This window comes from Kribbella aluminosa, from assembly GCF_017876295.1.
Taxonomy (GTDB): domain Bacteria; phylum Actinomycetota; class Actinomycetes; order Propionibacteriales; family Kribbellaceae; genus Kribbella; species Kribbella aluminosa.
Window position 1 is genome coordinate 3,000,634 of record NZ_JAGINT010000001.1, and the last position, 13,048, is coordinate 3,013,681.

A 13,048-nucleotide genomic window follows, 5' to 3' on the forward strand; every position below is an offset into this window, starting at 1 on the left:
AATTCCAGACGCCGGAGGTATCGACGTCCGAGGCTTGGACAGCGGCGTACGCGCGCGTCAGCTTTCCTACTGTGTCTAGTAACAAACTAGACATTAGGACTGATGATGACCGACTCATTGACCTCGATCGAGCAGGCGGGTGGGCCGCGGCGTAGGTGGCCGTGGGCGGCTGGAGGCGTTGCCGTAGTGCTGATCGCCGTCCTCGGGGTGGTGTGGGCGGCGGGATCCGGACGAGGTGATGCGGCCGCCGCGCAGGGCGACGGGAAACCAGCCGCGGGTGGCACGCTGGAGTTCGCGTTGCTCGACTATCAGCGCAGTCCGGATCCGCAGTGGGGTACGAACTACGCCGAGTCGATCATCGGCAACAACCTCACCGACAAGCTCACCTGGCAGGACCCGAAACAGGCGCAGATCCTGCAGTTGCTGGTCGACCTGCAGGCTCGGCTCGGTCTCAGCTACGTGTTCGTCACTCACGACCTCGGAGTCGTCCAGCAGATCGCGGACGACGTGACCGTGATGAAGGACGGTGTGGTCGTCGAGTCCGGCCCGGCCGACCAGGTCCTCCGATCGCCGGCGCACCCGTACACCCGCGACCTCCTCGCCGCGATCCCCGGAGAACGCCGTCCCGAAGTCGCGGCAGAGTCGGCCTAGGGGGATGCCCCGTGAGCTGGAGGGTTGCCCATTCAGAATTTCAGGGGGCATCCCTCCAGCTGAGTGGGCAACCTCAGGCACCGGCATGGATCAGCTCTGCGCGGTGGCTGAGGTGTCGGCGGAGGAGGTCAGTCTGCGAGGGCGTTCAGTTGGGCCTCGCGGACGGCGGCGGTCTGGCCTTGGACGAGGACGAAGAGCGCGGAGCGGGCGTGCAGTTGAGCGGTGTCGTCGTCTGTCAGGCCGTGTCCGGCGCGGGCCACGAGCAGTGCGCGGGTCAACGTCGCGAGGGCTTCGCCGGCGGCGACCTTCAGGGCCAGCCGTTCGTCGACTCGTTGCGGCGCGCCAGGTCCTGCGGTCGTGACCTCGTCGGTGATGGCGTAGGCCTGTTCCCGAATGCGCGCTACCCGTGGTGCCCAGGCGTCGGCCACCCGGCGCGCCGACGGGTGCGAGGACGCGCGGAGCTCGTCGAGAACCGTCGCCGCCAGACCGAAATGGTGTGGGCGAGCATCCGCGGCCGCCGCGACGTCCGCGGCACGCCAGCTGTCGAGATCCTGGACGGCGATGACGTGGCGCTCCGGTACGACGATCCCGCGCAGCGTCACGCGTTCCGTACGGCTCCCAGTCGCCGCGCTCAGCCGCAGCGGCTCCGCGTCGACGCCCGCACCGACTACGCCACCCACCCCGGCCAAGGTGCCAGCGCCGACCGGGATCAGTCCGTAGACCACGCGAGGTCCGGCGGCGTCGCTGTCATCGACGCCGGCCACGCCGAGCCACTCGTTGAGACCCCACCCGCTGACCCAGGAGATCGTCCCGTCGAAGATCCAGCCGTCCGAGGTTCGGCGCGCGGCGACGTACCGGTCGGGATAACGCCGTACGTCGCTCAACGCTGCGCCGAGGAACACCCGGCCGCGCAGAATCCGATCGACCAGGTCGGACTCGAGAGGATCGAGTGTGCGCTCGGCGTCCTCGACTGCCTGCCGGATACGGCCGACCTGCGGACCGTGCTGTGCCCACACGAGCCAGGTGTTGAAGCACGCGCCCGCGATGATCTCGTGCAGCCGGCGATCGTCCGCCCGGTCGAGGTCGGCTCCGCCGTACGCCGTGGGCGCGAGATGGTTCAACGCACCCAGTGCGCCCAGGTCACGGACCGTCCGGTCGGCGACGCCCAGCCGATCCGTCTCCAGCGCGCGTGGCCGCAGATCCGTTGCGGCGTAGGCCCCGACCTCCTCGAGTAGCGACTTCGCCGGCCGCGGTGCATCGTCCACCGTCGTCATCTCGTCTCCCGCCCTTGATCGCCTGATGAGACACGACTCTACTAAGCAACTTATGTCTATAGATTTACTAGACATAACGTGAGACTCGGGGCGAATCCGAAGGAAGTTCCACCATGCGCACATCCAGTAGATCCGTGGCCGCAACGGCCGCACTTGTGGCGGCGGCGTACCTGCTGTCGGCCTGTGGTGGATCGTCCGCGGGCAGCGAGATCGCAGCCGGCAGCCCCGTCTCGGGCGGCACGCTGACGTTCTACGACCCGATCCAGTACGTCGCCTGGAACGCGACCAACTCGACCTGGTCGAACAGCAACGTCACGGACAACCTTGCGGAGCGGCTGATCTGGCAGGACCCGGCCACCGGCGACTTCAAGCCGTGGCTGGCGGCGAGCTGGGAGATCAGCCCCGACCATCTGGTCTACACGTTCCACCTGCGCAAGGGTGTGACGTTCAGCAACGGTGATCCGCTCGACGCGGAGACCGTCAAGCTGAACTTCGACCAGCACGGTCTGGGCGACACGAAGCTGGCGATCCCGCCGGACTCGTTCTGGGCCAACTACAAAGGCACCAAGGCGATCGATCCGCAGACGGTGCAGGTGACGCTCACCAAGCCGAACGCGGGCTTCCTCCAGGTCCTCTCGAACTACCGCGCGAGCTCGATCCTCGGCAAGCCGTACCTGAAGCAGGACCTGAACGGCCAGAGCAAGTTGGAGAACTGGGTCGGCACCGGCCCGTTCGTGGTCGAGAAGGTCGACGGCACCACTGGTGTCACGCTGAAGCGGCGCGACGACTACAACTGGGCGCCCGAGGGCTCGGGCCACCAGGGCAAGGCGTACCTGGAGAGCATCGTCTTCAAGACGGTTCCCGAAGCCGGCACGAGGGTCGGTGCGCTGCAGTCCGGCGAGGCGCAGATCGCCCGCAACATCGCGCCGTACGACGAGCAAACCGTGGCAGCCGGTGGTGGCAAGGTCGACGCGATCCCGGTGCAGGGCGAGACCAACAAGCTCGCGTTCGAGCTCGACGCGAACCCGCTGACGCAGGACAAGAACATCCGGTTGGCGTTGCAGGCGGCAACCGATCGCGAGGAGATCAACAAGACCGTCCTTTCGCCGAGCTACCCGGTCCCGACGAGCCTGCTGGTGAAGGGTACGCCGCTGCGCGGTGACTCCAGCAAGTACCTGACCTACGACCTGGGCAAGGCCAACTCGCTCCTCGACGCCGACGGCTGGACGGTCGGCCCGGACGGCATCCGGAACAAGTTCGGCAAGCGTCTGCACTTCGACATCTGGGTCTCGCCGTACTACCAGGTCTCGCAGCCGGTGCTCGAGCTGCTGCAGTCGCAGTGGAAGAAGGCCGGCGTGGAGCTCAAGATCAACAGCGCGTCGCTGACGGAGTACCAGGCCCTCGAGGCGGCCCGTGGCGACAAGTGGTCTTTCGTCCAAGGACAGACCTCGACCGGTGAGCCCAGCGTCCTGCGGGCCTCGTACGGCAGCGACCGCTACAACGTGCTGCACAGCCCGAAACCGGACGCGAAACTCGACACACTGCTCACTGCGCAGGCGCTCCAGTTCGCGCCGGCGAAGCGCAAGGCTGCGATCCAGGCGATCGAGGACTACATCCTCGGGCAGGGATACGTGATCCCGCTGTACGACGAGACGCAGGTGTTCGGCCTCGGCCCGAAGGTGCAGGGCTTCGGTACGGAGTCGACCGGCCGGTCCTGGTTCTACAACACCTGGCTGTCCAAATGACGGCGTACGTCGGGAAGCGGCTGGGGCAGGCCGTGCTGGTGCTGTGGGCGGCGTACACGTTGTCGTTCGTCCTGCTGAGCGCACTGCCCGGCGACTCGGTGCACAACAGGATCCAGAACCCCGAGGCGCAGATCTCGCCGGAAGCGGCCAAGGTCATGCTGCAGTACTACGGTCTCGACCGCCCGCTTGCCGAGCAGTACCTGCATGCGCTCGCGGGTGTCTTCCGGGGTGAGTTCGGCTACTCGTTGAGCAGCGGGAAGTCCGTTGGTGAGCTGATCGGTGACGCATTGCCCAGCACGCTCCAGCTGACCGGGTTCGGTCTGGTGTTCGGCGTGCTGTTCGCAGGCGCTGTGGCGGTGCTGATCAACTACGGCCGATGGCAGTGGTTGCGTTCGCTGGTCACGTTGGTGCCGTCGCTGTTCGCGTCCGTGCCTACATTCGTGGTGGGCATCGTGGCCCTGCAGTACCTGTCGTTCCGGCTGCAGCTGATCCCGTCGGTCGACGACGGCACGTTCCGCGCGTTGGTCGCGCCGGCGGCAACTCTCGGCCTGGTGGTCGCCGCGCCGCTGGCGCAGGTGCTGGCGACCTCGATGCGGGCTACCCGCCGGCAACCCTTCGTCCATGTGGTGCAGGCGAAGGGGGCGGGGGAGGGGTACATCTTCCGCAAGGACGTACTGCGCAACTCGTCGCTGCCCGTGCTGACGCTGCTCGGCTTGGCGGTCGGTGAGCTGATCGCGGGTTCGGTGGTGACCGAATCCGTCTACGCCCGGGCTGGGATCGGCCAGCTGACGGTCAGCGCGGTGAACACGCAAGACCTGCCGGTGGTGCAGGGCGTGGTGTTGCTGAGTACGGCGGCGTACGTGGTCGTCAATCTGGTCGTCGACCTGGCGTACCCGTTGGTCGATCCGCGGATCCTTGTGGACGGCGGATCGCGGCGAGGCACCTCGCGGCGGGTAGCAGCTCAGTCAACCGAAGCAGTCGATCCGGCTCGGCGGCGGCTCCCGGCCGAGGTGGCGATGCCGTGAGCGAGGTCGTTGCTGAGAGCACCGAGTCAGGCGATGCGCGGGTGAGCGCACAACCTCGCGTGCCGAGTGCTGGGCGCGGCGCCGGTTGGAGTGCACGGGTGCTTCGCTGGGCCGGCGGACATTGGAGCCTGCTCCTTGCGGCCGCGGTCGTGGGGCTGGTACTGCTGTGGGCGATCGTGCCGGGGCTGTTCACGTCGTACGGGCCGACGCAGGTCGATCCGGCCGGCAAGCTGCAACCTCCGTCGGGAGCGCACTGGCTCGGGACGGACCAACTGGGGCGGGACCAGTTCGCCCGGCTCGTCTACGGTGCGCGGGCCTCGCTGAGTGGATCGGCGATCGCGGTGCTTGTCGGGGTCGTGGTGGGATCGCTGGTCGGCGCGGGGGCGGGGTGGTTCGGCGGCGTCGTCGACAGCGTGGTGATGCGGCTGATCGACGTACTGCTGTCGATTCCGGGCTTCCTGTTCGCGATCACGATCGTCGTACTGCTCGGGTTCGGGATCGTGCAGGCGGCGATCGCGGTCGGGCTGACGTCGGCCGCGACCTTCGCCCGATTGATCCGGGCGGAGGTACTGCGGGCCCGCGCGAGCACGTACGTCGAGGCCGCGGTCACGAGCGGCGCGTCGACGTACTCGATCCTGCTGCGGCATGTGCTGCCGAACTCGATCGCGCCGACGGTCGCGCTGATCACCGTGCAGTTCGGGATCGCGATCATCTGGATCGCGTCGCTCAGCTTCCTCGGGCTCGGTGCACAGCCGCCGGATCCGGAGTGGGGCCGGCTGGTCGCGGACGGCCGCAACTACATCGCGACCCGCGGCTATCTGACGCTGTGGCCCGGGCTGACCGTTGTCGCCGTCGTTCTGGCCACCAACCACATCTCTCACCACCTCTCGAGGAGGCGGGACGCATGAGTGCATTGTTGACTGTCGACAATCTGACTGTCGGCTATCGAGTGAAGGAAGGGCTCCGGCCGGCTGTCGCCGACGTGTCGTTCGAGGTCGGTCCCGGTCAGGTCCTCGCGCTGGTCGGTGAGTCGGGTTCGGGCAAGACCACGACCGGGCACGCGATCCTCGGGCTGCTCGCGGGCAACGGGGTCGTCACCGGCGGTTCGATCCGGTACCGGGGTGAGCCGATCCACGACCTGCCTGCTCGCAAGCTGCGCGAACTGTTGGGTACGTCGATCAGCCTGATCCCGCAGGACCCGACGGTGTCGCTCGACCCGGTCCGGCGCATCGGTCGGCAGATCGAGGACGTACTGCGGCTGCACACCGAGCTGGACGTACAGCAGCGGCGTACGAGAGTCCTGGAGCTGCTCGAACTGGTGGGCTTCGCCGATGTCGAGCGACGGTTCCGGCAGTACCCGCACGAGCTGTCCGGCGGCATGCGGCAGCGCGTACTTGTCGCCGCGGCGGTCGCGGCGGAGCCGGACCTGATCATCGCCGACGAACCGACCTCCGGTCTCGACGTGACGGTGCAGGCGCAGGTACTCGACCTGATCGACGAGTTGCGTGCCCGCTCCGGCACCGCCGTCGTACTGATCACCCACGACCTCGGCGTCGCCTCGGATCGTGCGGACCTGATCGGGGTGATGCAGCAGGGTGAGCTGGTCGAGCTCGGGCCTGCCCGGGAAGTGCTGGACGATCCGCAACACCCGTACACGCAGCAGTTGCTGGCCAGTGTCCCGTCGCGGCTGGAGTTCGCCCGGACGCCTCGCAGTACAGACAGCGACCCGGTGATCGAGGTGCGGAACCTGCGGAAGGAGTACGGCGGGTTCGTCGCGGTCGACGATGTGTCGTTCACCGTCGAGGCGGGGCGGACGTTGTCGATCGTGGGGGAGTCCGGCAGCGGCAAGACGACCACCGCACGCGTCCTCACCGGGCTGACCGAGGCGACCTCGGGCAGTGTGTCGCTGCTGGGGAAGGAGCTGACCGGGCTGTCCCGCAGGGACTTCCGCCCGCTGCGTCGCGACGTGCAGATCGTCTTTCAGAACCCCTATGCGTCGTTCGATCCCCGGTTCGGCGTGTACGACGTGGTGGCCGAGCCGTTGCAGTCGTTCACGCCTGGTCGGACATGGCCGCCGCGACGTAGCCGGCGTACCCACGAGGCACGGGTGGTGCAGGCGCTGGAAGCAGCGGCCTTGCCTGCGGACTTCGTCGATCGGCATCCGCGGGAGCTGTCCGGCGGGCAGCGGCAGCGGGTCGCGATCGCGCGAGCGCTGGTGCTCGAGCCGCGGATCGTCGTACTGGATGAACCCATCTCGGCGCTGGACGTCTCGGTGCAGGCACAGATTCTGGAGTTGCTGCGTGACCTGCAGGAGCGGCTCGGGCTGACCTGCGTGTTCATTTCGCACGACCTGGCCGTCGTCCGGGCGATCTCGGATCAGGTTGCGGTGATGCATCGCGGCCGGATCGTCGAGTACGGCGACGCGGAGCAGGTCTTCGGCGCACCGACCGCCGACTACACCGTTCAGTTGTTGAGCGCGATCGCCGGCAAGGAGCTTGCCGGTGTGACCCCGGGCGCCGGGAAGGAAACTAGATGACCGACATCACCACATCACCGACCGCAACGAACCCAGCCCCCGAGCCCGGATCTACGCCCGGAGCTGTGTCCGGAGTCGGGGCGGGATCCGGGGCGGGAGTAGGCGCTGGCGTTGGTGCGGGGGCGCCGACTCTGGAGGAGGCGCTGTCTGGCTTCCGGGCTGTCTTCGAGCGGTTGGCGGAGGGCGCGGGGGAGCGCGACCTCACCCGGACGCATCCGTTCGAGCTGGTACGTGAGCTCGCGGACGCGGGGTTCGGGCGGCTGCGGGTGCCGGTCGAGTACGGCGGGTACGGCGTCGATCTGCCCACGCTGTTCGATCTCCTGGCCGAGGCAGGTCAGGCCGACTCGAACGTGCCGCAGATCCTCCGCGGGCACTTCTCGGCGGTCGAGATCCTGCGAACCAGCGACGACCACGAGGGCGCCGGCTACTGGCTCCGCCGGATCGCGGAGGGAGCCGTCTTCGGCAACGCCCAGTCGGAACCTCCAGGCCCCGCTCAAGCCGGGGAGTCCGGGGGAGTCGATCCCGTTCGGACGGGTACGGGATTCGAGATCTCGACTCGACTGCATCGGGTTGGTGGGCAACTGGTTGTCTCTGGCACCAAGTTCTACTCGACCGGGTCACTGTACGCGGACTACATCCGGGTCGCGGTGCTCGACGAGGACGGGCAGCGGGCGTTCGCCGTCGTACCGGCGCGCCACGAAGGTGTCGTGCACGCCGACGACTGGGACGGCATCGGGCAGCGCCTGACCGGCAGCGGTACGACGTACTTCGAGGCCGTGCCGATCGCCGAGCACGGGCGTCTGGGCCTGGTCCGCGAGGCGCTGCGTTCGTTGCCTGCGTTCTTCCAGATCGTCCATCTGGCCAACCTGGCGGGAATTGCCCGCAGCCTCCGCGAGGAGACGATCGCGCTGCTGCGCTCCCGGCAACGGACGGGTCTGCACGCGCTGTCGACCGAGGCGACGTCGGATCCCGAGGTCCTCGGTGTCATCGGCTCCTTGCACGCGCGCTCGCTGACCGCCGATACGCTGCTCCGCCACGCCGCGGAGGGGCTGGAGGCGGCCAATGCCGCAGGCACTCGCGAGGCGTACGCCGCCAACTTCGCCGACGTGTCCGCCGCGCAGATCGCGATCATCGAGGCCGTCCTGGATGCGGCCACCATCGCGTTCAACGCGGGCGGCTCGTCGGCCGTCCGCGAGCGGACCCACCTCGACCGGCACTGGCGCAACGCTCGAACTCTCGCCTCGCACAACCCGGTCATCTACAAGCCCCGGGTGATCGGGGCGTACCTCGTCAACGGCACGCCGCCGGACAGCTCGTTCGACCGCGTGCTCGTCGATCGGAAGGACCTCAACCCATGAGTCGTGAACTGCATCTGAACGTGAACATCCTCAACGCCGGCGTGTTCGGCGGCTCCTGGCGCTTCCCGGGAACCGACGCGACCGCGAGCTATACCATCGACCACTACACCGACATCGCGAAGAAGGCCGAGGCCGCGCAACTGGACGCGATCTTCCTCGCCGACGGGCCGGTGCTCGACCCGCAGGTCCGGCACCGCCCGGGCAACAACCTCGAGCCGACGACGGTGCTTGCGCGGATCGCAGCCCAGACCGAGCGGATCGGCCTGATCGGCACGTTGTCGTCGTCGTACAACGATCCGGTCGAGCTGGCCCGCCGGGTCGCCGACCTCGACTACGTTTCCGGCGGGCGCGTGGGGTGGAACGTCGTGACGACCGCCGGACCTGTTGCCGCGCGCAACTTCGGGCGTGACGGCGAGCCCGATCACGCGCTCCGGTACCGCCGCGCGGCCGACTTCGTGGAGCAGGTGGTCGCTACCTGGGCCGAACATCCCTCACCACAAGGCCGCCCGGTCGTCGTGCAGGCGGGCGGATCCAGTGATGGCCGCCGGCTTGCCTCGCGGATCGGTGAGGTGATCTTCTCCGCGGACCAGGATCTCGACCACGCGCGCGCCTTCCGCGACGAGATCCGGATCGGCGCCGCCGACTTCGGACGCCGTCCCGAGGAGGTCGTCGTACTGCCTGGCCTGTCGACCGTTGTCGGTAGCACCGAGGCCGAGGCGCGGCAGCGGCGCGAGCAGTTGGACGAGGTACTGCCAGACGCCTATGCCCGCGGCCGGCTGTCCGGTCAGCTCGGGTTCTCCCTGGACGGGCTGGACGACGACAAGCCGATCCCGGCCGAGCTGTTGGTCGAGCCGGACGAGGCGGGCGGTTCGCAGACGTTCTATCGCGTGGTCAAGGCGATCATCGACCGCGAGGACCCGACACTGCGGCAGTTGCTGAAGAAGCTGAGCGGTGGCGGCGGTCATCGGATCGTGGTCGGTACGCCGGAGCAGATCGCCGACGACATCGAGCGCTGGTTCCACGCGGGTGCCGCAGACGGGTTCAACGTGATGCCGGACGTACTGCCGTCGGGATTCGACCACTTCGTCGAGCAGGTCGTCCCCGAGCTGCGTCGGCGTGGGCTGTTCCGGCACGAGTACGCCGGTACGACGTTGCGGGACCATCTCGGGCTCGGCGTACCGGACGTTCCGCGTGGTGTGTGGGGACCTTTGGAGGCGGCACGATGAGCGTTCCTGTCCTGCTGGAGTTGGCCGTCGGCCGGCCGATCGAGGGTGCCGGTCCGGATTCGCCGCTGGTGACCGATCTGAGCGATGCTGTGCGGATCGCGCATGTGGCGGAGGCTGCCGGCGTCGCCGGTCTTCGGGTGCTCGACGCGGTTCCCGGTTTCGAGGTCCTCGATCCCACGGTGGTCGTGGCGTTCCTTGCCGGGCGTACGTCGGCGCTCGGTTACCTGGCGGATGTGCCGACCAGCCATCATGCGCCGTACAACCTCGCCCGCCGGATCCTGTCGATCGACCGGGCGACGGATGGGCGGGCGGGGCTGGTGCTGCGCCCGGGTGAGGGGGACGAGGTGACGGGCGCCGTCGTACCGGATGCGTCGGCGGTGGATCCGAAGGAGCGGTGGTGCGAGTACGCCGAGATCCTGCGGCGGTTGTGGGACTCGTTTCCCGCGGAGGCGCTGGTGGGGGATCAGGAGTCGGGGATCTTCGTCCGCGACGAGTTGATCCGTCCGGCCGGCTTCGACGGGCGGTTCTATCGAGTCGCCGGTGCGATCGACGGTCCGTCGTCGGTGCAGGGCCGGCCGGTGCAGGTCGCGGCGGTCACCGACGCCGCCGAGATCGCCTGCGTGGTAGGCCATGCCGACGCAGTCATCGTCGACATCGCCGCGGCCCCGCTCGCAGACGCGGCGCTGACGACCGAGCTGGAACGACGGGGTCGCACGCGGGCGGAGGTCGCATTGCTCGGCCGGATCCAGGTGCCGCCGGGAATCGACGCGGACTGGCTCCACGAACAGGTCACGAGACAATCCCTGGACGGACTGGTGCTGACGCTGAACGGTTCCACCCACGAACTCCGCACGCTGATCGAGACCACAGTGTCGAGGCTCGTCGCCCCGAGGAGCACACGCAGCCTCCGCGAGGCGCTTGGCCTCCCCCCGGCTGCGACTGGTGTGGGTGCCGGACGGGAGGGGGCGGCATGACCGCCACCGTTCCGACTGCCGTGGGGGTGCGACTGACTGTCGGCGGGATTCGGGCGGGGGTTGCTCCGATTCTGGAGCGGCTTGCCGCGACCGCCGGCGATCGCGAAGGCACTCGCGACTATCCGTTCGAGGAGGTCCGGGCGCTGGCCGAGCAGCGGATCACGCTGATCGGGATCGCGGTCGAGGACGGGGGCGCGGGCGGGACGCTGCGTGATGTCGTGGAGCTGGTCATCGCGATCGCCCGGGCGGACTCCAACGTCGCCCAGGCGCTCCGTTCGAGCTTCCTCACGGCGGCGAGTGTCATCGCTCGCCAGGACCTCCCGCATCGGGAGCGCACCGTGGAGCGGCTGCGGAACGGCGACCTGTTCGCTGGTACGGCCAACGAACGCGGCGGCGCGGCCGGCGCGGTGGCGACCCGACTCCTCCGCAAGAGTGACGGCGAGGTGCTCACCGGCGCCAAGTACTACTCGACCGGAGGCCTCTTCGCCCAGTGGTTCGGCGGCACCGCGGCCGACGAGGACGGCAAGATCGTCCGGTTCACGGTGCCGACCGACCGCGAGGGCGTCGAGCGGCTGGACGACTTCGACGCGATCGGGCAACGGCTGACCGCGAGCGGGACGACCCGGCTCAACGACGTACGGGTCTATCCCGACGAGCTGATCCGGGCCGACGAGGCGCCGCCGCGGAACCCCTGGCAGGGCTCGTTCGCCCAGTTGTACCTCGCGTCGATCGAGGCCGGGATCGCCGGCGCCGCGTTGGACGACGCGGTCAGGTTCGCGCGCGAGAAAGCCCGGCCGATCAAGCACAGTACGGCGGACCGTGCCGTCGACGATCCGTACGTCCGGCATGTCGTCGGCGAGATCGCCGCCCGCGCAAACGCTGCCCGAGCCGTCGTCCTCCTCGCAGCCGAAGATCTCGGCGCCGTGCCGTCCGCGTCCGACGGCGAGGTACGCGGTACCGGCGCCCGCGCGGCGCTCACGGTCGCACAGGCGCAGTACGTCGCCGTGGAGTCGGCGCTCCGGGCGGCCGAGCTGGCGTTCGACGTCGGCGGTGGATCGGCGACGGATCGCGGTACGGCGCTCGACCGGCACTGGCGCAACGCCCGGACGGTCGCCAACCACAACCCGCGCAACTGGAAGGCCGCGGTCGTCGGCGGCTTCCACCTGACCGGCGAGGAACCGCCCACCTCCGGACTGTTCTGAAGGGATCCCATGACACTCGAACCCATCCGCCGCCTCGGTCGCACCGGAGTCCTCGTCCCGCCGCTGACGCTGGGCACGATGAACTTCGGTCGCTGGGCCGAGGAAGACGAGAGCATCGAGATCATCCACGCTGCGATCGATGCCGGTATCACCGTGCTCGACACGGCCGACGTGTACGGCGACGGGCGCTCCGAGGAGATCGTCGGCAAGGCCATCGCGTCGTCGCCGACCCGGCGTGAGGATCTGTTCCTGGCGACCAAGTTCCACGGCCAGGTCGGCGACAACCCGCAGCACGCGGGCAACAGCAGGCGATGGATCACGCAGGCGGTGGAAGACAGCCTGCGCAGGCTTGGCGCCGACTACCTCGACCTCTACCAAGCACACCGGCCGGACCCGGACACCGACCTCCTGGAGACGCTGCAGACACTCGACGGTCTCGTACGCGCCGGCAAGATCCGGTACTACGGAACCTCGGTCTTCCCGGCCCACCAGTTGGTCGAGGCGCACTGGCTCGCGGAGAAGCACGGCCTGATCGCGCCGCACACGGAGCAACTTCCGTACTCGCTCCTGGTCCGCGGTGTGGAGCGCGAGGTGTTCCCCGTCGTGCAGAAGTACGGCGTGGGCGTGATCAGCTACGGGCCACTCGCGGCGGGGTGGTTGTCCGGCAAGTACCGTCTGGGCGGTGAGCAGCCGGAGTCGGCGCGTGCCGAGCTGATCGCAGGCCGGTTCGACATCGCGCTCGAACGCAACCAGCGCAAGCTGGCCGCCGCCGACGCGTTGGCACGGCTTGCCGAGGGCAACGACCTGTCGCTGGTCGAGCTCGCGATCGCGTTCGCCCTGAATCACCCGGCCGTCAGCAGCGTCATCATCGGCCCGCGCACGCGGGAACACCTGGATGTGTATCTGGGCGCGGTCGACGTACAGCTCAACGACGAGCTCCTCGACCGGATCGACGAGATCGTCGACCCGGGGACCCAGTTCCTGGAGCGGGACACCGGCCGCGACACCCCGTCCCTGCAACCGAGCGCACTGCGCCGGACAACCAACTGAGAGGTAT

At 68.7% G+C, this 13,048-nt stretch carries 11 protein-coding genes; 10 read left to right on the plus strand and 1 reads right to left on the minus strand.

The genetic code is table 11. The annotated features are described in order from the left end of the window. Positions 1-102 precede the first annotated feature (102 nt). Positions 103-651, plus strand: a complete 549-nt coding sequence (locus JOF29_RS14455) for an ABC transporter ATP-binding protein (RefSeq protein ID WP_209694708.1) — start codon at positions 103-105, stop codon at positions 649-651. Positions 652-779: 128 nt separating this feature from the next. On the opposite strand, the gene JOF29_RS14460 is transcribed toward JOF29_RS14455, so the two are convergent. Continuing rightward, on the minus strand, positions 780-1,925 hold the full coding sequence (locus JOF29_RS14460) for an acyl-CoA dehydrogenase family protein (RefSeq protein WP_209694709.1): 1,146 nt from the start codon (positions 1,923-1,925) through the stop codon (positions 780-782). Positions 1,926-2,059: 134 nt separating this feature from the next. On the opposite strand from JOF29_RS14460, the gene JOF29_RS14465 reads away from it, so the two are divergent. From JOF29_RS14465 to JOF29_RS14505, 9 genes are all read left to right on the plus strand, one after another. Further along, positions 2,060-3,670, plus strand: a complete 1,611-nt coding sequence (locus JOF29_RS14465) for an ABC transporter substrate-binding protein (RefSeq protein WP_209694710.1) — start codon at positions 2,060-2,062, stop codon at positions 3,668-3,670. Next, complete coding sequence (locus JOF29_RS14470) at positions 3,667-4,695, plus strand: ABC transporter permease (RefSeq protein WP_209694711.1); 1,029 nt, start codon at positions 3,667-3,669, stop codon at positions 4,693-4,695. The genes JOF29_RS14465 and JOF29_RS14470 overlap by 4 nt, the downstream gene beginning before the upstream one ends. Before the next feature lie 98 nt (positions 4,696-4,793). Then, complete coding sequence (locus JOF29_RS43020) at positions 4,794-5,603, plus strand: ABC transporter permease (protein WP_209694712.1); 810 nt, start codon at positions 4,794-4,796, stop codon at positions 5,601-5,603. Then, entirely contained in the window at positions 5,600-7,231 is a 1,632-nt protein-coding gene (locus tag JOF29_RS14480) for a dipeptide ABC transporter ATP-binding protein (RefSeq protein WP_209694713.1), read from the plus strand. Before JOF29_RS43020 ends, JOF29_RS14480 begins: the two co-directional genes overlap by 4 nt. After that, on the plus strand, positions 7,228-8,589 hold the full coding sequence (locus tag JOF29_RS14485) for an acyl-CoA dehydrogenase family protein (protein ID WP_209694714.1): 1,362 nt from the start codon (positions 7,228-7,230) through the stop codon (positions 8,587-8,589). The genes JOF29_RS14480 and JOF29_RS14485 overlap by 4 nt, the downstream gene beginning before the upstream one ends. Next, the gene (locus JOF29_RS14490) at positions 8,586-9,815 is read left to right on the plus strand and encodes an LLM class flavin-dependent oxidoreductase (protein ID WP_209694715.1); all 1,230 of its coding nucleotides are present in this window, start codon (positions 8,586-8,588) and stop codon (positions 9,813-9,815) included. The genes JOF29_RS14485 and JOF29_RS14490 overlap by 4 nt, the downstream gene beginning before the upstream one ends. Further along, positions 9,812-10,789: an LLM class flavin-dependent oxidoreductase gene (locus JOF29_RS14495; RefSeq protein ID WP_209694716.1), complete on the plus strand. Its 978-nt coding sequence runs from the start codon at positions 9,812-9,814 to the stop codon at positions 10,787-10,789. Before JOF29_RS14490 ends, JOF29_RS14495 begins: the two co-directional genes overlap by 4 nt. Next, positions 10,786-11,991 (plus strand): acyl-CoA dehydrogenase family protein, encoded by a 1,206-nt coding sequence (locus JOF29_RS14500; protein ID WP_209694717.1) that lies wholly within the window; start codon positions 10,786-10,788, stop codon positions 11,989-11,991. The genes JOF29_RS14495 and JOF29_RS14500 overlap by 4 nt, the downstream gene beginning before the upstream one ends. 9 nt (positions 11,992-12,000) lie before the next feature. Next, a complete protein-coding gene (locus JOF29_RS14505; protein WP_209694718.1) occupies positions 12,001-13,041 on the plus strand; it encodes an aldo/keto reductase in 1,041 nt (346 codons plus the stop codon). The last annotated feature ends 7 nt before the right edge of the window (positions 13,042-13,048 follow it).